Here is a 23,040-nt window from a genome sequence, read left to right as displayed (position 1 = left end):
GCGCAACATGGACAAATGCATGACGGCCAGCGAGGCGGTCGCCCGGCTGCGCGACGGCATGACCATCGGCATCGGCGGCTGGGGCCCGCGCCGCAAGCCCATGGCGCTGATCCGCGAAATCCTCCGCTCCGGGCTCAAGGACCTCACCGTCGTCGCCTATGGCGGCGCTGACGTCGGCATGCTCTGCGCTGCCGGCAAGGTCAGGAAGCTGGTATTCGCCTTCGTCTCGCTGGATTTCATTCCGCTCGAACCCTACTTCCGCAAGGCCCGCCAGGCCGGCGAGCTGGAGGTGATGGAGATCGACGAAGGCATGCTGCTGCTGGGCCTGCGCGCAGCGGCGATGAACGTGCCGTTCCTGCCCACCGCCGTGGGCCTGGGTACCGATGTGCTCAGGCACAACCCGCAGATCAGGCTGGTGGCCTCGCCCTACGCCGACGGCCGCGACTGGGTCGCCATGCCGGCGCTGGAGCTGGACGCGGCGCTGGTCCATGTCGACCGCGCCGATGCCCGTGGCGTCTGCCAGATCGAAGGGCCGGACCACTACATGGACGACCTGTTCGTGCGTGCCGCGAAGCAGACCTTCGTCAGTTGCGACGAGCTGGTGGATTCCGCGCACTTCCACGCCAACCCGCAGGCGGCGCGCCAGGTGTTCTGGGAGCGCAACCTCACCGATGGCGTAGTGCATGTTCCCGGCGGCGCGCACCCCAGTTCCTGCGCACCGCAGTACGGCTTCGACGTGCCGCACTTCCAGCACTACAACGCCTCGGCCCAGGAAGAGGGCGGCTGGCAGCGCTACTACGACGAATTCATCCGCGACGGCGAAGCCGCCTACCTGGACAAGGTCGGCGGGCTCGACGCACTCCGCAAGCTGCCCCTACCGGTGTTCTGACCATGACTGACGCAACCGCTTCCTGCAGCCTCGCCGAGCTGCTGATCTGCGCCGCCAGCGAGTGCTGGCGCGACGACGGCGAAGTGCTCGCCACCGGCATCGGCGTGGTCCCGCGCCTGGCCGCTTCCCTGGCCATGCTGAGCAGCAACCCGGACCTGCTGATGACCGATTCCGAGGCCTTCATGGTCGCCGAGCCGGTGCCGCTGGGCGCGCGCAACGGCTACGTGCCGAAGTTCGACAGCTGGATGGGCTTCTCGCGCATCTTCGACAACGTCTGGGGCGGCCGCCGCCATGCGCTGGTCGGGCCGACCCAGATCGACCGCTTCGGCCAGGCGAACATCTCCTGCATCGGCGACTACGCCAGGCCCAAGGCACAGATGCTCGGCGTGCGCGGCTTCCCCGGCAACTCCATCAGCCACGCCAACTCCTTCTTCGTGCCGGCGCACAGCCGCCGGTTGTTCGTCGAAGGCGAGGTCGACATGGTTGCCTCGGTCGGCTACAACCCGGCGCGCCTGGCCCGTGGCTGGTCGCTGGACGACATCGACATCCGCCTGATCGTCACCGACCTCTGCGTGCTCGACTTCGGCGGCCCGCAGCGACAGATGCGCGTGCGCTCGCTGCATCCGGGCGTGGAGCTGGCGCAGGTGCTGGACAACACCAGCTTCGACCTGGCGCTGCCGGCGCAGATCCCGACCACCGCGCTGCCCACGACGGCGCAGCTGGAAATCCTCCAGCGCCTGGACCCGCACAACCTGCGTAGCCGCCAGCTCAAGGACAATCCGCCGGCCGTGCGCAGCGCCGAAGGAGTGCGGTCATGAGCGAAGAGGTCGTCCTCTATGAAGTCCAGGGCCCGGTGGCCCTGGTCAGCATGAACCGCCCCGAGTTCCACAACGCGCAGAACTCGAAGATGACCTACGCGCTGGACGCGGCCTTTCGCCGTGCCTGCGACGACGATGCGGTCAAGGTCATCGTCCTGCGCGGCGAGGGCAAGCACTTCTCCGCCGGCCACGACATCGGCACGCCGGGGCGCGACGTCAACCAGAGCTTCGACCGCGCCAGCCTGTGGTACGACCACGTGAACAAGCCCGGCGGCGAGTTCCTCTATGCCCGCGAGCAGGAGGTCTACCTGGGCATGTGCCGGCGCTGGCGCGAGATGCCCAAGCCGACCGTGGCCATGGTGCAGGGCGCCTGCATCGCCGGCGGGCTGATGCTGGCGTGGGTCTGCGACCTGATCGTCGCCAGCGACGATGCCTACTTCCGCGACCCGGTGGTGCGCATGGGCATTCCCGGCGTCGAGTACTTCGCCCACGTGCATGAACTCAATCCGCGCATCGCCAAGGAGTTCCTCTTCCTCGGCGAGCGCCTGGGCGCCGAGCGTGCCTGGCAGTTGGGCATGGTCAACAAGGTGGTGCCGCGCGATGTGCTGCTGGACGTGACCCTGGACATGGCCCGGCGCGTCGCCGAGATGCCGCGCCTCGGGCTGCAGCTGGCCAAGCAGGCGGTGAACAACGCCGAAGACCTGATGGGCAAGCGCGCCACCATGGACATGGTGTTCGGCCTGCACCACTTCGCCCACGCCCACAACGAGCTGGTCAGCGGCGACCGCCTGGGCGGCTACGATGCCCGCGCCATGGCCAGCTCGCAGCGCGAGCCGGTGGAGGGCGGCCGATGAGTGCGGACCTGGGCACCCGCGTCACCCAGTTGCTCGGTTGCCGCTACCCGATCATCCAGACCGCCATGGGCTGGGTGGCCGACCCGCGCCTGGTGGCGGCCACCGGCAATGCCGGCGGCTTCGGCTTCCTCGCCGGGGCGACCATCGAGCCGCAGCGGATGGAAGCGGCGATCCTGGAGACCCGCTCGCTGACGGCGGCGCCGTTCGGCGTGAACTTCCATATGTATCAGCCCAACGCCAGCGAGATCGTCGAGCTGGTGCTACGCCACGGGGTGAAAGCGGTGAGCTACAGCCGCTCGCCGGGCAAGCAGATGATCGCCCGGCTGAAGGAAGCCGGGGTGATCTGCATGCCCACCGTCGGTGCGCTCAAGCACGCGCAGAAGGCCGTGGAGATGGGCGCCGACATCGTCACCGTGCAGGGCGGCGAGGGCGGCGGCCACACCGGCGCAGTGCCGACCTCGCTGCTGCTGGCGCAGGTGCGCGAAGCGGTGCAGGTGCCGGTCGTCGCGGCAGGCGGCTTCCATGACGGCGCCGGCCTGGTGGCTGCGCTGGCCCTGGGCGCCGAGGGCGTGGCCATGGGCACGCGCTTCCTGATGAGCCGCGAAAGCCCGGTACCGGACGCCACCCTGGCGCGCTACCTGGGCGTGAAGGACCCGGCGCAGGTGATCGTCAGCCGCGCGCTGGACGGCCTGCCGCAACGGATGATCCGCAACGAACTGCTCGACGCCCTGGAAGCTGCCGGCCCGTGGCGCCGCCTGGGCCTGGCCGTGCAGTGCGCGCTGGCCTACCGCCGCCACTCCGGCATCAGCCCGGCGCAGATGCTCCAGGCCCTGCGCAACCGTGGCGAGCTGACGCTTTCCCAGGCGCTGCTGGCGGCCAACGCGCCCATGGTGATCCAGAAGGCCATGGTCGACGGCCAGCCCGAAGATGGCGTGCTGCCGGCCGGGCAGGTCGCCGCGCTGCTCGGTTGCCGCCTGCCGTGCGCCGAGATCATCCAGAACATCGTCGCCCAGGCCGAAGTCCGCCTCGCCGAACTGGCCCGCCGGGTAGAACCGCAGCCGTCACAGGAGAACCGCCATGCCGCCGTTTCGCGTTGATTTCCACGAGCACATCGCCGAGCTGGTGTTCGACCGGCCGCCGGTGAACGCCTTCGACTGCGCCGGCTGGGCGGCCATCGCCGCCGAGCTGGAACGCCTGGGCCGCGATGACGCGGTGCGGGTCATCGTCATCCGCGCCGAGGGCAGGGGCTTCTGCGCCGGCGTCGACATCAAGGAACTGGCCGCCGACGGCAACCTGATCGTCGCGGTGAACAAGGGCAACTACGACAGCTTCAAGGCCGTGCACCGCAATCCCAAGCCGGTGATCGCCGCCGTGCATGGCTTCGTCCTGGGTGGCGGTATCGGCCTGTGCGGTGCGGCGGACATCGTGGTCGCCAGCGAGTGCGCGACTTTCGGCGTGCCCGAGGTGGACCGCGGTGCCATGGGCGGCGGCGCGCACCTGCAGCGCCTGTTCCCGGTGCAGAAGGTGCGCCACATGTACTTCACCGGCGAGCCCATCGATGCCTTCGAGGCTTATCGCCTGGGCGCGGTGGAGCGCGTGGTGCCGCGCGAGCAGCTGCGCGACGCGGCGCTGGACGTGGCCCGCAGGATCGCCGCCAAGAGCCCGGCGATGATCGCCCTGGCCAAGGAGGCGCTGACCGGCATCGAGGACGGCAACCTCGAAGACAAGTACCGCTGGGAGCAGGGCTTCACCCTCGAGGCCTACCGCTCGCTGGACTCCCAGGAAGCGCGCGACTCCTTCGTCGAGAAGCGCGAAGCGCAATTCAACTGATCACAGGCAGCAGCCCATGGACCTGAACTACAACAACGAACAACAGGCCTTCCGCGAGGAAGCGCGCGCCTGGCTGGCGGCCAACGTGCCGCAGAACCCCTTGCCCTCGTACGACACCGAGGAGGGCTTCCGCCTGCACCGCGAGTGGGAAGCGCGCCTGCACGACGGCCACTGGGGCATGGTGACCTGGCCGCAGGAGTATGGCGGCCGCGGTTGCGACCTGATCCAGTGGCTGATCTTCGAGGAAGAGTACTACCGCGCCGGCGCTCCCGGCCGGGTCAACCAGAACGGCATCTTCCTGCTCGGCCCGACGCTGATGGAATTTGGCACCGAGGAGCAGAAGGCCCGCTTCCTGCCGCGCATGGCGCGCGGGCAGGACGTCTGGGCCCAGGGCTGGTCCGAACCGGGCGCAGGCTCGGACATGGCGGCGATCCGTTCGCGGGCCGAGCGCGTGGGCGACCACTACGTGATCAATGGCCAGAAGACCTGGTCGACCCGCGCGGTCTGGGCCGACTGGCTGTTCGGCATGTTCCGCACCGACCCGGCCTCCAGCCGCCACCATGGGCTGACCTTCATCCTGGTGCCGCTGGACTCGCCGGGCATCACCGTGCGCCCGATCGCCCAGCTCGACGGCCTGCCGGGCTTCGCGGAAATCTTCTTCGACGACGTCAAGGTGCCGGTGGAGAACGTACTCGGCGGCGAAGGGCAGGGCTGGCACGTGGCGATGTCCACCGCCGGCTTCGAGCGCGGGCTGATGCTGCGCTCCCCGGCGCGCTTCCAGGAGACCGCGCGGCGCCTGCTGCAGCTGTACCTGGACAACCGCGAGGTGGCCGACCGCGACCCGGCCATCGGCGAGGCGGTGATGCGTGCCTGGCTCGACGCCGAGGCCTACACCCTGAGCACCTACATGACCGCCTCGCGCCTGCAGCAGGGCGGCCGCATCGGCCCGGAATCCTCGACCAACAAGATCTTCTGGTCGGAGCTGGACCAGCGCATGCACGACACCGCCCTGAGCATCCTCGGCGCCCGCGCCGAACTGCTGCCCGGCGAGCCGCTGGCCGGTGAGGTCGGGCGCTGGCTGGACGGCTTCCTGTTCTCCCTGGCCGGCCCGATCTACGCCGGCACCAACGAAATCCAGCGCAACATCATCGCCGAACGCATGCTCGGCATGCCGCGCGCCTGAGGAGCCGGGACATGGACTTCACTTTCAACGACGACCAGCTGAGCTTTCACGACAGCGTGCGCGCCTTCCTCACCAACCAGGTGACCCCGGAGCGCCAGCGTGAACTCTGGGGCAGCGAGACTGGGCGCAGCGACGAACTCTGGGCGCAGCTCGCCGAACTCGGCCTGACCGCCCTGAACCTGCCCGAAGCCTATGGCGGCCTGGGCCTCGACGAAACCGACTGGGTGCTGCCGGCGCAGGAGTGCGGCTACGCCGCGCTGGCCGAACCGCTGCTCGACAGCGTGCTGGTGGGCGCGCCTTTGCTGGCCGCGCTCGGTGACGAGCACGAGGCACTGAAAGCCGACTGGCTGGGGCGCATCGCCGCTGGCCAGGCGCGGCTCGCGGTCGGCCATCCGGACAACCTGCTGGTAGCCGACGCCCACGTCGCCGACCTGCTGATCCTCGGTCACCACGACGACATCCACGCCGTCCCGCGCGAGGCCGTGCAGCTGACCCGCAGCCAGGCGCTCGACCCGGCGCGCCGGCTGTTCAGCGTCGCCTGGACGCCCAGCGCCGCCACTCGCGTGGCCAGTGGCGAGCAGGCCCGCAGCTTGTGGTCGGCGGCCTTCGAGCGCGGCGCGCTGGCGTGCGCCTCGCAGCAACTGGGTCTGGCCCGGCGCATGGTCGACCTGGCGGTGGACTATAGCTTCGAGCGCAAGCAGTTCGGCAAACCCATCGGCAGCTTCCAGGCGGTCAAGCACCTGATGGCCGATGTGGCGGTACTCATCGAGTTCGCCAAGGCGCCGCTGTACCGCGCGGCGCAGTCCCTCGCCGAGGGTCACCCGCAGGCGGCGCTGCACGTTTCCCAGGCGCGCCTGGCGTGCTCGGAAGCGGCACAGCTGGCGGCGAAGAACGCCATCCAGGTACACGGCGCCATGGGTTACACCTGGGAAGTCGACCTGCAGCTCTACATGAAGCGCGCCTGGGCCCTGGACAAGGTCTGGGGCGGCTGCAGCCTGCACAAGGCGCGGTTGTGCCAGGCACTGTTCGGCGGGGCGATCAGCGCCGGCGCCGGCCACACCTTCGCGGTCTGAGGAGATCGAAATGGCAGAAGCCTACATCGTCGACGCCCTGCGCACGCCCACCGGCAAGCGCAAGGGCGGCCTGGCGCAGATCCATGCCGCCGACCTGGGCGCCCACGTGCTGCGCGAGCTGGTACAGCGCAACGGCATCCCCGACGCGGACTACGACGACGTCATCTTCGGCTGCGTCGATACCATCGGCCCGCTGGCCGGCGACATCGCCCGCACCTGCTGGCTGGCCGCCGGCCTGGACCAGGGCGTGCCCGGCACCACCGTGGACCGCCAGTGCGGCTCTTCGCAGCAGGCCGTGCACTTCGCCGCGCAGGCGGTGATGAGCGGCACCCAGGACGTGGTGATCGCCGGCGGCGTGCAGACCATGACGCAGATCCCGATTTCCTCGGCCATGACTGCCGCCGAGCCGCTGGGCTTCAGCGATCCCTTCAGCGGCTCGGAAGGCTGGGTCAGGCGCTATGGCGCCACGCCGCCGAGCCAGTTCCGTTCCGCGCAGATGATCGCCGAGAAGTGGGACATCAGCCGGGAGGCGCTGGAAGCCTATTCGCTGGAGTCCCATCGCCGCGCCTTGCGCGCCATCGAGGCAGGGCGCTTCGCCCGCGAGATCATCCCGCTGGCCGGGGTTGCGCACGACGAGACGCCGCGCCAGACCAGCCTGGCGAAGATGGCCGAGCTGGAAACCCTGTTCGGTTGCGACCGCGTCACGGCCGGCGTTTCCAGTCAGACCTGCGACGCCGCCAGCGCGCTGCTGATCGTCTCCGAGCGAGCGCTCAAGCGCTACAACCTGACGCCGCGGGCGCGCATTCACCACCTCAGCGTGCGCGCCGACGACCCGGTGTGGATGCTCACTGCGCCCATCCCGGCCACCGAGTACGCGCTGAAAAAGGCCGGCATGCGCCTGGACGATATCGACCGGGTGGAGATCAACGAAGCCTTCGCCTCGGTGGTCATGGCCTGGCTGCAGGAAACCGGCTACCCCCACGAGCGCACCAACGTCAACGGCGGCGCCATCGCCCTCGGTCACCCGCTGGGCGCCACCGGTGCGCGGCTGATGACCACGCTGCTGCATGAGCTGGAGCGCACTGGCGGCCGCTACGGCCTGCAGACCATGTGTGAAGGCGGTGGGCAGGCCAACGTGACCATCATCGAGAGACTGTGATGGGGCTGTTGCGCTAGGCCATGCGGCGTTGGAATGCGGGTCGTGAATACTCATTGGCTGCAGCCAACTCCGCTTCCCGCCCCGCATTCCGCCTTGCCTGGCCGTCGCTCGCTACGCCCCGAAGATTTGTTCTGCGCGTACTAGCGCAACCCCTTGGAGAACCCCATGTCCATCTGCAAAGACCGTGTCGTCATCATCACCGGCGCAGGCGGCGGCCTTGGCCGCGCCTACGCCCTGGCCCTGGCGGCCGAGGGCGCGAAAGTGGTGGTCAACGACATCAACCGCGAAGCCGTGGCCGGCGTTGTCGCGCTGATCCGTGACCAGGGCGGCCAGGCCATCGGCGACTGCCACGACATCACCGACTACCACGAGGCCGGCGAGATCGTTCGCGCCGCCATCGCCGCCTTCGGGGACCTGCACGCGGTGGTCAACAATGCCGGCATCTGCCGCGACCGCATGTTCGCCAGCCTCACCGAGGCCGACTGGGACGCGGTGATGAACGTGCACCTCAAGGGCCACTTCTGCATCGCCAGCCACGCCGTGCACCACTGGCGCGACCAGGCCAAGGCCGGCGCGGCGGTGCGCGCGCGGATCATCAACACCAGCTCCGGTGCCGGGTTGCAGGGCTCCATCGGCCAGTCCAACTACTCGGCGGCCAAGGGCGGCATCGCTTCCCTCACGCTGGTGCAGGCCGCGGAACTGGCGCGCTACGGCATTACCGCCAACGCTCTGGCCCCGGCCGCCCGGACAGGCATGACCGAGCAGGTGTTCGCCGAGGTGATGAAGAAGCCCGACGATGGCTTCGACCACTTCGCCCCGGAGAACGTCGCGCCGCTGGTGGCCTGGCTGGTGTCTGAGGACTCCCAGCACGTCAGCGGCCGCCTGTTCGAGGTGGAAGGCGGCAAGCTTTCCCTCGGCGACGGTTGGCGCCGCGGCCCGGAGCGCGACAAGGGCGAGCGCTGGTTGCCGGCGGAAGTCGGCGGTGTGGTCAACGAGCTGATCGACCAGGCCGTACCGGCCCAGAAGGTCTACGGCAGCTGACACGCATCCCCGCTTTGTGGGATGGGCTTCGCTTTGCTCCACTCATCTTCCGCTGCTGTTTGCAGGAGCGAGCTTGCTCGCGAACCACCTGCCGCTGCGGGGCCTCCCGCGTTGTAGGGATCTGCTCCTGCATTGTCTGGCCCACTTCAGTACGTTGCCCCACGTCCATTCGGACGATTCCCGCCCGGGCATCTCCCGCCAGACTGCGCCCATCCGACACCACAGGGCCGCCTTCCATGGAATTCGCCTTCACCGACGAGCAGCTGATGATTCGCGATAGCGCGGAAAGCTTCCTCGCCGATGCTTCACCTACCAGCGCCGTGCGCGCGGCGATGGCCGCGGGCGGGCACGACGCCATGCTCTGGCAGCGGATTCGCGATGAACTCGGCTGGCAGGCGTTGCTGGTGCCCGAGGCCCACGGCGGCCTGGGGCTGGGCTTCGTCGAGCTGGCCATCGTCCAGGAGCAGCTGGGCCGTCGCCTGGCGTCGTTGCCGTTCCTCGCCAGCGCCATCGCCATCTGCGCCCTGCGCCTGCTGGGTGGCGAGGCGCAACAGGCGCGATGGTTGCCGGCATTGGCCGAGGGCAGCCTGAGTGCCACCCTGGCGCTGGGCGCTGAAGGTGTGCCGGACGTCGGCGCGGTTCAGGTCCGGGCGCGCAAGGAGGGCGAGGGCTTCGTGCTGGATGGCCGCCTGCGCCCGGCGCTCGATGGCCACAGCGCCGACCTGCTGCTGATCCCCGCGCGGCTGGCCGGCAGCCGGGGCGAAGAGGGCATTTGCCTGTTCGCCGTTCCTGCGATCAGCAGCGGTTTGCAGCGTCGCGCCCTGGCCACGCTGGACCAGACTCGCCCGCTCGCCGAAATCGAATTGGACAATCTCTATCTCCCCGCTGACGCATTGCTCGGCGTAGCCGGCAGCGCCTGGCCGAAGCTGCAAACCGTCCTGCAACTGGCTGCCATCACGCTGGCCGCCGAGCAGGTCGGCGGCGCCCAGCAGGCGCTCGACCTCACCGTCGCCTACACCCGCGAACGCCAGCAGTTCGGCCGCCCGGTGGGCAGTTTCCAGGCGCTCAAGCACCGCATGGCGGACATGATGGTGAAGGTCGAGTGCGCACGCTCAGCGCTCTACTACGCCGCGTGCGTGGCCCAGGAAGCGCTGGACGCCGAAGGCGACTCGGCCCTCGCCGCCGAGCTGCCGCTGGCCGCTGCCGTGGCCAAGTCCCACGCCTCGGAAGCCTTCTTCCACTGCGCCGCCGAGTCGATCCAGCTGCATGGTGGCGTCGGCTTCACCTGGGAGTACGACCCGCACCTGTACTTCAAGCGTGCGCGCGCCGGCGAGGGCCTGTTCGGCACGCCCGCCTGGCACCGCGAGCGCATCGCTGCCGCGATCCTGGAGGAATGCCCATGAAGATCGGATTCGATGCCGCCGACGAAGCCTTTCGCGGCGAAGTCGCGCAGTGGCTGGCGGACAACCTGCGCGGCGAGTTCGCGCCGCTGCGTTTTCGCGGCGGCCCCGGTGACGAACACAGCTTCCCGGAGGAGCGCAAGGCCTGGGAGCGCAAACTCGCCGAGGGCGGCTGGACCTGCGTAGGCTGGGCCAGGGAGCACGGCGGGCGCGGTCTGTCGATCAACCAGCAGGTGATCTTCCACGAGGAATACGCCCGCGCCGGCGGCCCCGGTCGCATGGGCCACATCGGCGAAGGGCTGGCCGGGCCGACCATCGCTGCCTTCGGCAATGACGAACAGAAACGCCGGCTGCTGCCGGGCATCGTCAGCGGCCGGGAGTTCTGGTGCCAGGGCTATTCCGAGCCGGGCGCCGGCTCCGACCTTGCGGCGGTCAAGACCCGTGCCACGTTCGACGCCGAGCGTGGCGTGTGGCGGATCAACGGGCAGAAGGTCTGGACTTCGCTGGCCCACGAATCCGACTGGTGCTTCGTCATCGCCCGCAGCGAGGCGGGCAGCGTCGGCCACCACGGCCTTTGTTTCCTGCTGGTGCCGATGCACCAGCCGGGTATCAGCGTGCGGCCGATCGAGCAGCTCACCGGCACGTCGGAATTCAACGAGGTGTTCTTCGACGACGCCGAAACTGCCGCCGAAAACCTGCTCGGCGCGCCGGGGGATGGCTGGAAGATCGCCATGGCGCTGCTGGGCTTCGAGCGTGGGGTGTCCACCCTTGGCCAGCAGATGCAGTTCCACAACGAACTGGACGAGATCATCCGCATTGCCCGCGCCAATGGCGCTGCCCGCGATCCGCTGCTGCGCCAGCGCCTGGCCGAGGCCTGGGGCGGGCTCAAGGTGCTGCGCTACAACTCGCTGCGCATGCTCTCCGGCACGCAGGACGGCGGCCTGCGGCCCGAGGCGCTGATCTACAAGCTGTGCTGGTCCGACTGGCACGCGCGGCTGGGCAAGCTGGCCATGGACGTGCTCGGCGCCGAGGCGGAATTCCTCGACGGCTCGCCGTACCGGCTCAGCCGCTTGCAGGGCCTGTTCCTGTTCAGCCGCTCCGACACCATCTACGGCGGCAGCAACGAGATCCAGCGCAACCTCATCGCCGAGCGTGCGCTCGGCCTGCCCAGAGAACCCAAGGTGCCTCGCTAGGAGATCGCACTCATGCTCAAACCCGAATACGTATCCGGCCGCGGCCTGCTGCGCGGCAAGTCGGTGCTGATCACCGCGGCCGCCGGCGCCGGCATCGGCTTTTCCGCCGCCCTGCGCGCTGCCGAGGAAGGCTGCCGCGCGCTGATGATCAGTGATATCCACGAAGGCCGGCTGAACGAGGCGGTGGAGCGCATCCGCCAGGCCTGCGGGCTGCAGGCGGTGTACGGGCAGGTGTGCAACGTCACCAGCGAGGAGCAGGTACGTGCCCTGGTGGCGGCCGCCGAGGAACGCCTGGGCGGTGTCGATGTGCTGATCAACAACGCAGGGCTGGGTGGTTCGCGCACGCTGGTGGAGATGACCGACGAGGAGTGGAACCGCGTCCTCGACGTCACGCTCACCGGCACGATGCGCATGACCCGCGCCATGCTGCCGCACATGCTCGAGCGCCGCGCCGGCGCCATCGTCAACAACGCCTCGGTGCTCGGCTGGCGCGCGCAGAAGGAACAGAGCCACTACGCCGCGGCCAAGGCCGGGGTGATGGCGCTGACCCGTTGTGCCGCGCTGGAGGCCGCGGAGCACGGCGTGCGCATCAACGCCGTGAGCCCGAGCATCGCCCTGCACGATTTCCTGCGCAGGTCCGCCCCCCAGGAACTGCTGGAGAAACTGGCGTCCACCGAAGCCTTCGGCCGCGCCGCCGAGGTCTGGGAAATCGCCAACGTGATGATGTTCCTGGCCAGCGACTACAGCTCCTACATGACCGGCGAAGTACTGTCGGTCTCCAGCCAGAGGGCCTGACATGGCGCGTGTCTTCGAGCATCCGGAAGAACTTCTGGCCTGTATCGGCGAAGTGCTTGGCGAAAGTGACTGGCTCACGATCGAGCAGTCGCGCATCGACCAGTTCGCGCAGGCCACCGGCGACCACCAGTGGATCCATGTCGACCCTGTGCGCGCGGCCAGCGGCCCCTATGGCACCTGTATCGCCCACGGCTACCTGACGCTGTCGCTGGTCAACCTGTTCCTGCCGCAGATCGTCGAGGTGCGTGGCATCGCCATGGGCGTCAACTACGGCTGCGACCGCGTGCGTTTCCCCAACGTGGTCAAGGCCGGCGCCCGCGTGCGTGGCCGCGCCGAGCTGGTCGCCGCCGAGGCGGTAAAAGGCGCGGTACAGGCCACCGTGCGGGTCAGCGTCGAGATCGAGGGCGAACAGCGCCCCGGCTGCGTGGTGGACACCATCAGCCGTTACTACCCCGCTTAACGAACTCTTCGTCGTGCGTAGGGCGAATAACCTGGAACAGGTTATCCGCCGGCTGCGGTGTGGCGGATAACGCTGGCGCGTTATTCGCCCTACGAAAGCCGCCGCCCGCGCCCAGGGTTCCCTTACAAAAACCTGAGGATTCGCAATGAGAGAAGCCGTCATCGTCTCCACCGCCCGCACCGCCATCGGCAAGGCCTTCCGTGGCGCCTTCAACGACACCGAGGCGCCTGCCATGGGCGGTGCGGTGGTGGCCGAAGTGGTGCGCCGCGCCGGTGTCGAGCCGGGCGAGGTGGAGGACGTCATCATCGGCGCTGCCGCGCAGCAGGGCACCCAGGCCTACAACCTCGGCCGCCTCTGCGCCATCGCCGGCGGCCTGCCGTCGAGCGTGGCCGGCATGGCCGTGGAGCGCCAGTGTGCATCGGGCCTGATGAGCATCGCCATCGCCGCCAGGTCCATCGCCTGCAATGAACTGGACATCGCCGTGGCCGGCGGCCTGGAGTCCATTTCCCTGGTGCAGAACAAGCACAAGAACGCCTACCGCAACCAGTCGCAGGCGGTGCTTGCGCACGACCCGGCGGCCTACATCCCGATGATCGAGACCGCCGAGATCGTCGCTGCACGCTACGGCATCAGCCGCGAAGCCCAGGATGCGTATTCGCTGCGCAGCCAGCAGCGCACGGCGGCAGCGCAGCGCGACGGCCTGTTCGCCGACGAAATCCTGCCCTTGCACGCCCAGCGCCTGGTGGTGGACAAGGCCAGTGGCGAAAGCCGCCACGAAACCGTGCTGATCGACCGCGACGAATGCAACCGTGCCGATACCACGCTTGCCAGCCTCGCTGCGCTGGAACCGGTGTGGCAGGGCGGCCAGTGGAGCGAGGCGGGGCGGTTCATCACCGCCGGCAACGCATCCCAACTCTCCGACGGTGCCTCGGCATCGCTGCTGATGGAAGCGCGCGAGGCAGAGCGCCGCGGTCTGCAACCGCTGGGCATCTACCGGGGCCTGGCGGTGGCCGGCTGCAACGCCGACGAGATGGGTATCGGGCCGGTCTTCGCGATCCCGAAACTGCTCCAGCGCCACGGCCTGAAGATGGATGACATCGGTCTGTGGGAGCTCAACGAAGCCTTCGCCTGCCAGGTGCTGTTCTGCCAGGACAAGCTGGGCATCCCCGATGAGCGCCTGAACGTCAACGGCGGCGCCATTGCCATCGGCCATCCGTTCGGCATGTCCGGCGCGCGCATGGCTGGCCACGCGCTGCTGGAAGGGCGTCGTCGCGGCGTGCGTTACGTCGTGGTGAGCATGTGCATCGGCGGCGGCATGGGCGCGGCTGCCCTGTTCGAGGTGGCCTGATGGACGCCCAGCTGATCCGCCGGCGCATGGCGCGCTACGTGGAACTGGTGGATGCCGGTGATATCGACGGCATCCTTGCACTCTATGCCGACGACGCGGTGGTCGAGGACCCGGTGGGCGCCGAGCCTCAGGTGGGGATTGAGGCCATCGCTCGCTTCTACCGCGAGGGGCTCGGCCGCGCCGAAGTCAGCGCCCAGCTCACCGGGCCGGTGCGGGTCACCGGCAACGGTTGCGGCGCCATGCCGTTCCGCGTCGACCTGAACTGGAACGGCGCGCCGTGCAGCCTGCATGTGATCGACGTGATGGAGTTCGACGAGCACGGCCTTATTCGCAGCATGAAGGCGTATTGGGGGGACCTCAACCTGGAGCAGCGGCCGGAGTGAAGCCGGCGTACACCGCGGCGCGTGATACGCCCTGCGGTGAGGCTGCTTGTAGGAGCGAGCTTGCTCGCGAACAGACTCCGCTGCGGGGCCCGGGTTCGCGAGCAAGCTCGCTCCTACAGGGGCGGTTTATCGGCCGCTGAAGCTGGCGTTTTGCGTCTTGCCGGTTTCGTAGAAGGCTTTCAGGTTCACCGCGATCTTCGCCACGGTCCGCCGCAGCGCCCCGGCCAGCAGCCATTCACCCAGGCGCCCGCCGCGCAGGTCGCCGTCCAGGCTCAGGACCAGTCGGGTGCGCGCGTCTCCCTCGGGAAGCAGTGCGTAGCGGAAGCTGGCCTGGCGAAACGGGAAGGGCGGCCCCTGCTCGGCGCGGTGCAGGCGCAGCACCAGGCCCTGGCCTTCGTGCCAGTCGACCACGCTTTCGTCGAGGAAGCCGCGCTTCATGTGCACCCGCCGGCTGGCGCCGAGGCCTTCGCGTGGGCCGGGGTGGAAGTCGCAGCCGGTCAGGCCGGGCACATAGTGCGGCGCCAGGCTGAGGTCGCGCAGGCGCGCCCAGGCGGCGGCGTGGGGCAGGTCGAGAATCAGTTCGTGTCGGGCACTGAGCATGGCGTCATCCCTGGGCCGCTTCGAGGAAGGCGGGGCGCTCGCCGCCGCCGTGCAAGGCAATCTCGGCGCCGCTGACATAGGCCGCCAGCGGTGAAGCAAGATACAGGCAGGCGTCGCCGATATCACCCGGCTCGGCCAGTCGCCCCAGCGGAACGGTGCTGGCGACGCGTTGCAGGCCAGCTTCGTCGCCGTAGTGCAGGTGGCTCTGCTCGGTGCGGATCAGCCCGCCGATCAGCGCGTTGACGCGCACCTTCGGCGCCCATTCCACCGCCAGCGAGCGGCCCAGGTTGAGCAGCCCGGCCTTGGCTGCGCCATAGGCGGCGGTGCCGGGGGAAGGACGGGTGGCGCTGACGCTGCAGATGTTGATGATGCTGCCCCCGTCGGCCTGCTGCTGCATGCGCTGGTTGGCCAGTTGGCAGAGATTGAGCGGCGCCAGCAGGTTGAGCCGGACGATGGCCTCGGAGAAGCGCGGTGAAGCGTCGGCAGCATCGGCGTACGGCGCGCCGCCGGCGTTGTTGATCAGCACGTCCAGGCGGCCATAGCGTTCGTCGATGGCGGACATCAGTGCCTGCAGTTGCTCGAAATCGCGCACGTCGCAGGGGATGAACCAGGCTTCACGCCCTTCGTGGCTGGGCAGTTGCTCGGGCGCCTCGCGACCGCAGATCACCACCTCGGCGCCCTGTTCCAGGAAGCGCTGGCTGATACCCCGGCCCACACCCTTGCCACCGCCGGTGACCAGCACCACCTGGCCGCTGAAATCCAAAGCTCTCGTCATGTCCGTGCCTCTGTGGGGAAGGCTTGCAGCCTAGGCGCGGCGGCCCCGCGCGCCCACGTCCGAAGGGACTAGGGCGGTCAGCGAGGAGCGCCTTTCGCGAGCAAGCTCGCTCCTACGAAGAGCCGTTTGGTTCCGGGGGCTGGTGCCAGTGACCCATCCCACGAAGGGCGAGCCTGCGCACGAAACCACCCGTAGTCCTCTCGGACGATGTGGCACCGGCCAGGGCACCGAAATAATCCCGGCACATTCCCCCTGGAGCGATGCCATGGCTGCCTTGCCGCAAGGACACTTCGTCACCCTCAACGACGGACTCCGACTGCATTACCTGGACAGCGGCAACGGCGACGCCGTGCTGTTCATCCACGGCAGCGGCCCCGGCGCCAGCGGCCACAGCAACTTCAAGCAGAACTACCCGGAGTTCGTCGCGGGCGGCCATCGCGTGCTGGTGCCGGACCTGCCGGGCTACGGCGCCAGCGACAAGCCGGAAACCGACTACACCCTGGATTTCTTCGTCGATGCCCTGTTCGGCCTGCTCGACGCGCTGGACATCCCGCGCTGCACCCTGGTGGGCAACTCCCTGGGCGGTGCCATCGCCATCCGCATGGCCTTGCTGCAGCCGCAGCGCATCACCCGCCTGGTGCTGATGGCGCCCGGCGGCCTGATGGAGAAGGAGCAGTACTACCTGCAGATGGAGGGCATCCAGAAGATGGGCGCGGCCTTCGCCAACGGCGAGCTGAACGACGCCGCCGGCATGCGTCGCCTGCTCTCGCTGCAGCTCTTCGATGCCGCGCAGATCAGCGATGAAACGGTGAACGAGCGCGTTGCCGTGGTGAAGGACCAGCCGCGCTGCGTGCTGACCCGCATGCAGGTGCCGAACCTGTCGGCACAATTGGTCGAGCTGAGCTGCCCGATCCTCGGTTTCTGGGGCATGAACGACAAGTTCTGCCCGGCCAGCGGCGCGCAGACGCTGATGCAGGCGTGCCGCAACATCCGCTTCGTGCTGCTCAGCGAGTGCGGGCACTGGGTGATGGTGGAGCACCGTGCGCTGTTCAATCGCGAAGTGCTGGCCTTCCTCGCGGAGGACGCGGCATGAGCGAGCTGCTCCAGCGTCAGCACGCCGATGAACTCTACGCCGCGCTCAGGGAGGGCCGCACCCTGGCGCCGCTGACCGAGCGCTGGGCCGATATCGGCATCGAGGATGCCTACCGCATCTCCCAGCACATGCTGCAACGCCGCCTGGCCGACGGCGACGAGCTGGTGGGCAAGAAGATCGGCGTCACCTCCGCAGCCGTGCAGCGCATGCTCGACGTGCACCAGCCGGACTTCGGTTTCATCACCCGCCGGATGTGGTTTGCCAATGGTGCCGATATCTCGCTCGCGGAAAACCGCCTGATCCAGCCCCGCGCGGAGGGCGAGATCGCCTTCCGCCTCAAGCATGACCTGAAGGGCCCCGGCGTGACCGAGGCCGATGTGCTGGCGGCCAGCGAATGCGTGATGGCCTGCTTCGAGATCGTCGATTCGCGCATCCACGACTGGAAGATCCGCATCCAGGACACCGTGGCCGATAACGCTTCCTGCGGCGTGTTCGTCCTCGGCGAGGTGGAGCGCGACCCGCGCGAGCTGGACCTGCCCAACCTGCGCATGCGCGTGCGCAAGAACGGCATGCCGATCAGCGAGGGCCTGGGTTCGGCGGTGCAGGGCAACCCGCTCACTGCCGTGGCCTGGCTGGCCAACACCCTGGGCGCCTTCGGCATCCCCTTCAAGGCGGGCGAAATCATCCTCTCCGGCTCGCTGGTGCCCCTGGAGCCGGCGCGGGCCGGTGACCATTTCGAACTGGATATCGACGGCCTGGGCAGCGCCCGGGTGTCCTTCCGTGCATAGGAGTCATCCATGAGCAAGAAACTACGGGCCGCGATCATCGGCCCCGGCAACATCGGCACCGACCTGCTGATGAAGATGCGCCGGTCCGAGTGGATCGAACCGGTGTGGATGGTCGGCGTCGACCCGTCTTCGGATGGCCTGGCGCGTGCCCGCGAGTTCGGCCTGAAGACCACTTCCGAGGGCGTCGACGGCCTGCTGCCGCATGTGCTGGACGACGATATCCGCATCGCCTTCGATGCCACTTCGGCCTATGTACATGTCGAGAACAGCCGCAAGCTCAACGCCCTCGGCGTGATCATGGTCGACCTCACGCCGGCGGCCATCGGGCCGTTCTGCGTGCCGCCGGTGAACCTCGCCGAGCATGCCGGCAACCTGGCGATGAACGTCAACATGGTCACCTGCGGCGGCCAGGCCACGATTCCCATGGTGGCGGCGGTCTCGCGGGTACAGCCGGTGGACTATGCCGAGATTGTCGCCACCGTTTCGTCGCGCTCGGTCGGGCCGGGCACGCGCAAGAACATCGACGAATTCACCCGCACCACCTCCGGCGCGATCGAGCAGGTCGGCGGGGCGAAACAGGGCAAGGCGATCATCGTCATCAACCCCGCCGAGCCGCCGCTGATGATGCGCGACACCATCCATTGCCTGACCGCCGGCACGCCGGACCAGGCGGCAATCCGCAGCTCGGTGCACGAGATGATCCGCGAGGTGCAGCGCTACGTGCCGGGCTACAAGCTGATCAACGGCCCGGTGTTCGAGGGCAACCGCGTCTCGGTGTACCTGGAGGTGGAAGGCCTGGGCGACTACCTGCCCAAGTCCGCCGGCAACCTCGACATCATGACCGCCGCCGGCCTGCGCACCGCCGAGATGTTCGCCGAACAAGCCCACCAGGGCGCCCTGCAACTGCCGTCCCGCTGAGGAGAATCACCATGAACCTGCAAGGTAAGAAGGTCCGCCTGCACGACATGAGCCTGCGCGATGGCATGCACGCCAAGCGCCACCAGATCAGCCTGGAGCAGATGGTTTGCGTGGCCACCGGCCTCGACGAGGCCGGCGTGCCGCTGATCGAGATCACCCATGGCGACGGCCTGGGCGGCGCCTCGGTGAACTACGGCTTCCCGGCCCACACCGACCGCGAGTACTTCGAGGCGGTGATTCCCAGGCTCAAGCAGGCCAAGGTCTCGGCGCTGCTGCTGCCGGGCATCGGCACCGTCGAGCACCTGAAGATGGCCCATGGCTGCGGTGTGTCCACTATCCGCGTGGCGACTCATTGCACCGAGGCGGACGTTTCCGAGCAGCACATCGGCATGTCCCGCGAGATGGGGCTGGATACTGTCGGCTTCCTGATGATGGCGCACATGGTCAGTGCCGAGCAGCTGCTGGAACAGGCGCGGCTGATGGAAAGCTTCGGCGCCAACTGCATCTACTGCACCGATTCGGCCGGCTACATGCTGCCGGCGGAGGTCAGCGAGAAGATCGGCCTGCTGCGCGCCGAGCTGAAACCGCAGACCGAGGTCGGCTTCCATGGCCACCACAACCTGGGCATGGCCATCGCCAACTCCCTGGCCGCCATTGAGGCCGGTGCCGCTCGCATCGACGGCTCGGTGGCAGGCCTGGGTGCCGGCGCCGGCAACACGCCGCTGGAAGTCTTCGTCGCGGTGCTCAAGCGCATGGGGGTGGATTGCGGTGTCGACCTGTACGGCATCATGGATGTCGCCGAGGACCGCGTGGTGCCGATGATGGACCAGCCGATCCGCCTCGACCGCGACGCGCTGACCCTGGGTTACGCCGGCGTGTACAGCTCCTTCCTGCTGTTCGCCAAGCGAGCCGAGGCACGCTATGCGATTTCCGCCCGCGACCTGCTGGTGGAACTGGGGCGGCGCGGCACCGTGGGCGGCCAGGAAGACATGATCGAAGACCTGGCACTGACCATGGCGGCCAAGGCCGGGCTGTTGCCGACCTGAGTCGAACCGCGCCGGCTGCCTTGTGCGCAGTCGGCGCAGTGCTCAGTCGGGCAGGCCCGCCTTGCGGAAGCCTTCGACGAAGTGCTCGCGCACTGCCGCGTCACGCAGGGGTTCGGTCTCCACCCAGTGGCGGATGGTGAAGTTCGGATTGCCCACCAGGAAGAATTCGGTTTCCGCGCGAGCCTCGTCCAGCCGGCCGAGTTGCGCGAGGCTGGCGGCGAGGAAGCGCCGCGAGCTGCTGCGGTAGGTTTCGTCGCGGCGCAGGGTCTGGATGGCGCCCTGGTAATCGCGCGCGGCGTACTGCGCCTGGCCGAGGGTCAGGTAGTACCAGCCGGCGGGGAAGGGGTTGAGGCGAAAGGCCCGGCGGATGTGCTCCAGGCCTTCGTCGATGCGCCCGGCCAGTACCGTGACGTCGGACAGCGCCGCCCAGGCGTCCGCATCGTTCGGGTCGAGCTCGATGGCGCGCTGGAACTCCCGGTCGGCTTCGGTGTACTGCCGTTCGTACGTCAGCAGGTAGGCCAGGCTCCAGCGGCAGCCGGCGTCATTGGGGTCGATGGCCACGGCTTCGCGCGCCCGCTGCAGTGCCGTGTCGCGCTCAGCCTGGGTGGGGCCGCCGCTGTGTATCCAGCCCATCCAGTGGTTCATCGCCAGCCAGCGGCGCGCTTCCGCGTACTGCGGATCGAGGGCGATGGCACGGCTGAGCATCAGGTGTGCTTCGCGCGCGGCCAGCGGCGAGTCGTCCATCAGCTGGCGGGCGCGTACGCACAGTTCGTAGGCCTCGATGTTCCTCGGGCGATTGCGCGGCAGGGGTGTGCGCAGATGGCCGAGCAGGGCCTGGACGATGTGCCCGGCGACCTCGTCCTGCACGGCGAAGACGGCCTCCAGTTCGCGGTCGAAGCGCTCTGCCCAGAGCTGCTCGCCACTGAGCGCATCCACCAGCTGGGCGTTGATCCGCACACGGGCATCGGCGCGGCGTGCGCTGCCCTGGAGCAGGTAGCGCACGCCCAGTTGGCGGGCGATCTCGCGCACGTCCATGGCCTTGCCCTTGTAGGCGAAGGCCGAGGTGCGGGCGATCACGAACAGGCCGGAAACCCTCGACAGCTCGGTGGTCAGGTCCTCGGTCAGGCCATCGACGAAATACTCCTGCTCGGCGTCGGGGCTGCCGTTGACGAAGGGCAATACGGCAATCGAAGGCTCGTCCGGCAACGACAGCGACGCACGCGGCGCCTCGGCCAGGCGCTCCACGCTTGCGCTGAAGCGGTAGCCGACGCGGGGCACCGTGGTGATCCAGGGGCTGCCGTCGGGGGCCTCGCCCAGCACCTTGCGCAGTTGGGCGATCTGCACCGTGAGGTTGCCTTCCTCGACCACCAGGTCCGGCCAGGCGGCGTCCATCAGCTCGGCCTTGCCGAGGATTTCACCCGGCCGCTGGAGCAGGGCGCTCAACAGGTTCAGCGCACGGAATCCGACGGCCACGGGAACGTCGTTGCGCTTGAGCGTGCCATTGGCGCCATCGAGCACGAAGGGACCGAAAGCCAGACGCGATTGCTGCATGCCGCCCCCTTTGCAAGTTTTTGGAAGTGTTTGGCGCCACTTAAGGACGGCTTGCCGGGCGCTCTCCATGCTTGACCCATGAGGTCCGAGTCCATGGAGGCTGTCATGAACGATACTCCCCGCCTGCTGCTGTCGGAAGCTCCGCCGCGGCACTTCAGCCTGTCGGCCGTGCTCGAACTGCTGGCGCTCTGGCAGGCCCGCGCCCGGCTTCGCCAGCAACTCGCCGTGATGGCCAGCGCCAATCCGCACCTGATCGAGGACATCGGCCTGACGCGGCGCCAGGTGGTACTGGAGATCGCGAAACCTTTCTGGCGGGCGTGATCCTTACTTTTCCAGGCCCAGCCGCTGGTGCCACTGGGCGATAGACTCCTGCGGGTAATCGTCGAATTGCAGGTCATGCGGCGTGGCCTGCACTTCGACCCAGCTCGCCTTCGAGCGCAGCAGCAGGTGGGTGTGTTCAGGTGGCACGGGCAGCGGGGTGTCGATGGCGGAGGCGAAGGGGTGGATCAGTTCCGGCCATCGCGCGTCGTACAGCCACAGGCCGCTGCCGCACAGGCTGCAGAAGTGCCGTTCGGCGCCACTGGTACGCGTGCGCTGGCCTTCCTCGCGGAGCTTCGCGTGGTAGATGCTGATGTGCTTGCGCCCGCGCACTTTGAGGCTGGCGGAGTCGCCACCGAGGTTGATCGCGTAACCGCCGCCGCCCTGGGTCTTGCGGCAGATCGAGCAGTAGCAGCGCTGGTAAGGGTAGGGATGGGCACTGTGCAGGCTGAAGTGCACGGCGCCACAGTGGCAGGAACCTTCGAGCAGCATGGCTTTTCTCCATCAGGACTACCTGAGCAGGGACTCGCGGGCGCGCCAGGGATTCCATCGGATCGCACCAGCGGGACTGGCCGTGCCCCGTGCAGTAGACTAGCCGCCCGCCCAGCGACGGACGCCGCCCATGCTCAGGAATTTCACCGACCTCGATCTGCGCCTGCTGCGCATCTTCGCCTCCGTGGTGAAGTGCGGCGGCTTCACCGCGGCGCAGGCCGAGCTGAACATGAGCCAGTCGAACATCAGCATGCACATCGGCAGCCTGGAGAAGCGCCTGGGCTATCGGCTGTGCGAACGTGGCAAGGGCGGCTTCCGCCTGACCGCGAAAGGGCAGCGGATTCTCGAGGCGTCCCAGGCGATGTTCGACGCCATCGGCCTGTTCCGCGACCAGGCGCAGGCGCTCTCGGGCAAGCTGGTGGGCGAGCTGTACCTGGGGCTGGCGGACAACGTCACGACCCTGCCGCAGGCGCGCTTCGACGAGACCCTGGCGGCCTTCCACGGTCGCGAGCAGGACGTGCAGCTGAACCTCTACGTGAATTCGCCCACCGAGTTGGAGCTGGCGGTGATCGACGGCCAGTTGGACCTGGCGATTTCCTACTTCAGCCGCGCGCGCCCGACCCTGGATTACCTGCCGCTGTACACAGAAGAGATCGGCGTGTTCTGCGGCGAGCGCCACCCGCTGTTCGCGGCGCACGAGCCGACACTGGAGCAGATCGCCGAGTACAACTGGGTGCGCCATGGTTTCCTGCCGGCGGACCAGGAATTGCCGTTCCGCCCCGAACGCAGCAGCGCCACCGCGCATCACATGGAGGCGGTGGCGCATTCGGTGCTGGCCGGTACGCACCTGGGCTATCTACCGACCCACTACGCGAACATCTGGGTCGAGCGCGGGCGGATGAATCCACTGCTGCCGGAGCAGCTCTGCTACGAGGTGACCCACAGCATGATCACCTACGCCGGGCGGCCGCGCAGCGAGGCCGCCCGTGCCTTCATCGAGGACCTGCTGAGCGTGCACGGCCTCGGCTAGCCC

The 23,040-nt window shown here is 68.5% G+C and carries 25 protein-coding genes; 21 read left to right on the top strand and 4 right to left on the bottom strand.

Features of this window, described 5'->3' with window-relative positions:
- Window positions 1–7 precede the first annotated feature (7 nt).
- The 15 genes from RS899_RS13495 to RS899_RS13425 all read left to right on the top strand — a co-directional run bounded on the left by RS899_RS13495 (window position 8) and on the right by RS899_RS13425 (window position 14,426).
- On the top strand, window positions 8–889 hold the full coding sequence (locus RS899_RS13495) for a CoA transferase subunit A (protein ID WP_315810202.1): 882 nt from the start codon (window positions 8–10) through the stop codon (window positions 887–889).
- Between the two features lie 2 nt (window positions 890–891).
- Entirely contained in the window at window positions 892–1,707 is an 816-nt protein-coding gene (locus RS899_RS13490) for a ketoacid CoA transferase (RefSeq protein WP_315810201.1), read from the top strand.
- Window positions 1,704–2,561 (top strand): enoyl-CoA hydratase, encoded by an 858-nt coding sequence (locus RS899_RS13485; protein ID WP_054907161.1) that lies wholly within the window; start codon window positions 1,704–1,706, stop codon window positions 2,559–2,561. Before RS899_RS13490 ends, RS899_RS13485 begins: the two co-directional genes overlap by 4 nt.
- Complete coding sequence (locus tag RS899_RS13480; protein ID WP_315810200.1) at window positions 2,558–3,658, top strand: nitronate monooxygenase; 1,101 nt, start codon at window positions 2,558–2,560, stop codon at window positions 3,656–3,658. The genes RS899_RS13485 and RS899_RS13480 overlap by 4 nt, the downstream gene beginning before the upstream one ends.
- Window positions 3,639–4,391 (top strand): enoyl-CoA hydratase family protein, encoded by a 753-nt coding sequence (locus RS899_RS13475; protein ID WP_315810199.1) that lies wholly within the window; start codon window positions 3,639–3,641, stop codon window positions 4,389–4,391. Before RS899_RS13480 ends, RS899_RS13475 begins: the two co-directional genes overlap by 20 nt.
- A 16-nt stretch (window positions 4,392–4,407) precedes the next feature.
- Window positions 4,408–5,574, top strand: coding sequence for an acyl-CoA dehydrogenase (locus tag RS899_RS13470; RefSeq protein ID WP_233297692.1), 1,167 nt, complete (start codon window positions 4,408–4,410; stop codon window positions 5,572–5,574).
- Window positions 5,575–5,585: 11 nt separating this feature from the next.
- A complete protein-coding gene (locus RS899_RS13465; RefSeq protein WP_315810198.1) occupies window positions 5,586–6,647 on the top strand; it encodes an acyl-CoA dehydrogenase family protein in 1,062 nt (353 codons plus the stop codon).
- Between the two features lie 10 nt (window positions 6,648–6,657).
- Window positions 6,658–7,806 carry an acetyl-CoA C-acetyltransferase gene (locus tag RS899_RS13460; RefSeq protein ID WP_315810197.1) on the top strand — a complete coding sequence of 383 codons (1,149 nt, stop codon included), beginning with the start codon at window positions 6,658–6,660 and terminating at the stop codon, window positions 7,804–7,806.
- 165 nt (window positions 7,807–7,971) lie between these two features.
- Window positions 7,972–8,847: an SDR family oxidoreductase gene (locus RS899_RS13455; RefSeq protein ID WP_315810196.1), complete on the top strand. Its 876-nt coding sequence runs from the start codon at window positions 7,972–7,974 to the stop codon at window positions 8,845–8,847.
- A 236-nt stretch (window positions 8,848–9,083) separates the two neighbouring features.
- Window positions 9,084–10,250: an acyl-CoA dehydrogenase family protein gene (locus tag RS899_RS13450; RefSeq protein WP_054907148.1), complete on the top strand. Its 1,167-nt coding sequence runs from the start codon at window positions 9,084–9,086 to the stop codon at window positions 10,248–10,250.
- Window positions 10,247–11,440, top strand: coding sequence for an acyl-CoA dehydrogenase family protein (locus RS899_RS13445; protein WP_315810195.1), 1,194 nt, complete (start codon window positions 10,247–10,249; stop codon window positions 11,438–11,440). Before RS899_RS13450 ends, RS899_RS13445 begins: the two co-directional genes overlap by 4 nt.
- A 12-nt stretch (window positions 11,441–11,452) precedes the next feature.
- Window positions 11,453–12,235 (top strand): SDR family oxidoreductase, encoded by a 783-nt coding sequence (locus tag RS899_RS13440; RefSeq protein ID WP_315810194.1) that lies wholly within the window; start codon window positions 11,453–11,455, stop codon window positions 12,233–12,235.
- A gap of 1 nt (window position 12,236) precedes the next feature.
- Window positions 12,237–12,695, top strand: a complete 459-nt coding sequence (locus RS899_RS13435; RefSeq protein WP_315810193.1) for a MaoC family dehydratase — start codon at window positions 12,237–12,239, stop codon at window positions 12,693–12,695.
- 145 nt (window positions 12,696–12,840) lie between these two features.
- Complete coding sequence (locus RS899_RS13430) at window positions 12,841–14,043, top strand: acetyl-CoA C-acyltransferase (RefSeq protein ID WP_315810192.1); 1,203 nt, start codon at window positions 12,841–12,843, stop codon at window positions 14,041–14,043.
- Window positions 14,040–14,426 (top strand): nuclear transport factor 2 family protein, encoded by a 387-nt coding sequence (locus tag RS899_RS13425; protein WP_315810436.1) that lies wholly within the window; start codon window positions 14,040–14,042, stop codon window positions 14,424–14,426. Before RS899_RS13430 ends, RS899_RS13425 begins: the two co-directional genes overlap by 4 nt.
- Window positions 14,427–14,552: 126 nt before the next feature.
- Here RS899_RS13425 and RS899_RS13420 read toward each other — a convergent pair whose 3' ends face one another.
- Both RS899_RS13420 and RS899_RS13415 read right to left on the bottom strand, forming a co-directional pair.
- Entirely contained in the window at window positions 14,553–15,026 is a 474-nt protein-coding gene (locus RS899_RS13420) for an SRPBCC family protein (RefSeq protein WP_054907143.1), read from the bottom strand.
- A 4-nt stretch (window positions 15,027–15,030) separates the two neighbouring features.
- Window positions 15,031–15,801, bottom strand: coding sequence for an SDR family oxidoreductase (locus tag RS899_RS13415; protein ID WP_054907142.1), 771 nt, complete (start codon window positions 15,799–15,801; stop codon window positions 15,031–15,033).
- 265 nt (window positions 15,802–16,066) lie between these two features.
- On the opposite strand from RS899_RS13415, the gene RS899_RS13410 reads away from it, so the two are divergent.
- Genes RS899_RS13410 through dmpG form a run of 4 tightly spaced genes read left to right on the top strand, consistent with a single transcriptional unit; the run spans window position 16,067 to window position 19,646 of the window.
- Complete coding sequence (locus tag RS899_RS13410; protein ID WP_315810191.1) at window positions 16,067–16,894, top strand: alpha/beta fold hydrolase; 828 nt, start codon at window positions 16,067–16,069, stop codon at window positions 16,892–16,894.
- Window positions 16,891–17,682 (top strand): fumarylacetoacetate hydrolase family protein, encoded by a 792-nt coding sequence (locus RS899_RS13405; RefSeq protein WP_315810190.1) that lies wholly within the window; start codon window positions 16,891–16,893, stop codon window positions 17,680–17,682. Before RS899_RS13410 ends, RS899_RS13405 begins: the two co-directional genes overlap by 4 nt.
- A 9-nt stretch (window positions 17,683–17,691) precedes the next feature.
- Window positions 17,692–18,600, top strand: coding sequence for an acetaldehyde dehydrogenase (acetylating) (locus RS899_RS13400; RefSeq protein WP_315810189.1), 909 nt, complete (start codon window positions 17,692–17,694; stop codon window positions 18,598–18,600).
- 11 nt (window positions 18,601–18,611) lie between these two features.
- A complete protein-coding gene (dmpG, locus tag RS899_RS13395; RefSeq protein ID WP_315810188.1) occupies window positions 18,612–19,646 on the top strand; it encodes a 4-hydroxy-2-oxovalerate aldolase in 1,035 nt (344 codons plus the stop codon).
- A gap of 42 nt (window positions 19,647–19,688) precedes the next feature.
- Here dmpG and RS899_RS13390 read toward each other — a convergent pair whose 3' ends face one another.
- Window positions 19,689–21,197 carry a winged helix-turn-helix domain-containing tetratricopeptide repeat protein gene (locus tag RS899_RS13390; RefSeq protein ID WP_315810187.1) on the bottom strand — a complete coding sequence of 503 codons (1,509 nt, stop codon included), beginning with the start codon at window positions 21,195–21,197 and terminating at the stop codon, window positions 19,689–19,691.
- Window positions 21,198–21,302: 105 nt separating this feature from the next.
- Here RS899_RS13390 and RS899_RS13385 point away from each other — a divergent pair, with 105 nt between their 5' ends.
- Complete coding sequence (locus tag RS899_RS13385; protein WP_315810186.1) at window positions 21,303–21,518, top strand: hypothetical protein; 216 nt, start codon at window positions 21,303–21,305, stop codon at window positions 21,516–21,518.
- A 3-nt stretch (window positions 21,519–21,521) separates the two neighbouring features.
- Here RS899_RS13385 and RS899_RS13380 read toward each other — a convergent pair whose 3' ends face one another.
- A complete protein-coding gene (locus RS899_RS13380; RefSeq protein ID WP_315810185.1) occupies window positions 21,522–22,007 on the bottom strand; it encodes a GFA family protein in 486 nt (161 codons plus the stop codon).
- Window positions 22,008–22,137: 130 nt separating this feature from the next.
- Here RS899_RS13380 and RS899_RS13375 point away from each other — a divergent pair, with 130 nt between their 5' ends.
- Window positions 22,138–23,037 (top strand): LysR family transcriptional regulator, encoded by a 900-nt coding sequence (locus tag RS899_RS13375; RefSeq protein WP_315810184.1) that lies wholly within the window; start codon window positions 22,138–22,140, stop codon window positions 23,035–23,037.
- Window positions 23,038–23,040 lie beyond the last annotated feature (3 nt).

The organism is Pseudomonas sp. C9-3, assembly GCF_032392015.1.
In the GTDB taxonomy this organism is placed as follows: domain Bacteria; phylum Pseudomonadota; class Gammaproteobacteria; order Pseudomonadales; family Pseudomonadaceae; genus Pseudomonas; species Pseudomonas nitroreducens.
Note: the sequence above shows the minus strand (reverse complement) of the source record. Positions and strands in the feature narration are given on the sequence as shown.

Excerpts from the sequence above, each read along its gene's own strand:
- RS899_RS13435 (WP_315810193.1), top strand. The coding sequence starts at position 12,237 with ATGGCGCGTGTCTTCGAGCATCCGGAAGAACTTCTGGCCTGTATCGGC.
- RS899_RS13420 (WP_054907143.1), bottom strand. The coding sequence starts at position 15,026 with ATGCTCAGTGCCCGACACGAACTGATTCTCGACCTGCCCCACGCCGCC.
- RS899_RS13390 (WP_315810187.1), bottom strand. The coding sequence starts at position 21,197 with ATGCAGCAATCGCGTCTGGCTTTCGGTCCCTTCGTGCTCGATGGCGCC.
- RS899_RS13430 (WP_315810192.1), top strand. The coding sequence starts at position 12,841 with ATGAGAGAAGCCGTCATCGTCTCCACCGCCCGCACCGCCATCGGCAAG.
- RS899_RS13375 (WP_315810184.1), top strand. The coding sequence starts at position 22,138 with ATGCTCAGGAATTTCACCGACCTCGATCTGCGCCTGCTGCGCATCTTC.
- RS899_RS13490 (WP_315810201.1), top strand. The coding sequence starts at position 892 with ATGACTGACGCAACCGCTTCCTGCAGCCTCGCCGAGCTGCTGATCTGC.
- RS899_RS13385 (WP_315810186.1), top strand. The coding sequence starts at position 21,303 with ATGAACGATACTCCCCGCCTGCTGCTGTCGGAAGCTCCGCCGCGGCAC.
- RS899_RS13495 (WP_315810202.1), top strand. The coding sequence starts at position 8 with ATGGACAAATGCATGACGGCCAGCGAGGCGGTCGCCCGGCTGCGCGAC.
- RS899_RS13400 (WP_315810189.1), top strand. The coding sequence starts at position 17,692 with ATGAGCAAGAAACTACGGGCCGCGATCATCGGCCCCGGCAACATCGGC.
- RS899_RS13460 (WP_315810197.1), top strand. The coding sequence starts at position 6,658 with ATGGCAGAAGCCTACATCGTCGACGCCCTGCGCACGCCCACCGGCAAG.
- RS899_RS13380 (WP_315810185.1), bottom strand. The coding sequence starts at position 22,007 with ATGCTGCTCGAAGGTTCCTGCCACTGTGGCGCCGTGCACTTCAGCCTG.
- RS899_RS13415 (WP_054907142.1), bottom strand. The coding sequence starts at position 15,801 with ATGACGAGAGCTTTGGATTTCAGCGGCCAGGTGGTGCTGGTCACCGGC.
- RS899_RS13450 (WP_054907148.1), top strand. The coding sequence starts at position 9,084 with ATGGAATTCGCCTTCACCGACGAGCAGCTGATGATTCGCGATAGCGCG.
- RS899_RS13475 (WP_315810199.1), top strand. The coding sequence starts at position 3,639 with ATGCCGCCGTTTCGCGTTGATTTCCACGAGCACATCGCCGAGCTGGTG.
- RS899_RS13410 (WP_315810191.1), top strand. The coding sequence starts at position 16,067 with ATGGCTGCCTTGCCGCAAGGACACTTCGTCACCCTCAACGACGGACTC.
- RS899_RS13485 (WP_054907161.1), top strand. The coding sequence starts at position 1,704 with ATGAGCGAAGAGGTCGTCCTCTATGAAGTCCAGGGCCCGGTGGCCCTG.
- RS899_RS13445 (WP_315810195.1), top strand. The coding sequence starts at position 10,247 with ATGAAGATCGGATTCGATGCCGCCGACGAAGCCTTTCGCGGCGAAGTC.
- RS899_RS13465 (WP_315810198.1), top strand. The coding sequence starts at position 5,586 with ATGGACTTCACTTTCAACGACGACCAGCTGAGCTTTCACGACAGCGTG.
- RS899_RS13440 (WP_315810194.1), top strand. The coding sequence starts at position 11,453 with ATGCTCAAACCCGAATACGTATCCGGCCGCGGCCTGCTGCGCGGCAAG.
- RS899_RS13480 (WP_315810200.1), top strand. The coding sequence starts at position 2,558 with ATGAGTGCGGACCTGGGCACCCGCGTCACCCAGTTGCTCGGTTGCCGC.
- RS899_RS13470 (WP_233297692.1), top strand. The coding sequence starts at position 4,408 with ATGGACCTGAACTACAACAACGAACAACAGGCCTTCCGCGAGGAAGCG.
- dmpG (WP_315810188.1), top strand. The coding sequence starts at position 18,612 with ATGAACCTGCAAGGTAAGAAGGTCCGCCTGCACGACATGAGCCTGCGC.
- RS899_RS13455 (WP_315810196.1), top strand. The coding sequence starts at position 7,972 with ATGTCCATCTGCAAAGACCGTGTCGTCATCATCACCGGCGCAGGCGGC.
- RS899_RS13405 (WP_315810190.1), top strand. The coding sequence starts at position 16,891 with ATGAGCGAGCTGCTCCAGCGTCAGCACGCCGATGAACTCTACGCCGCG.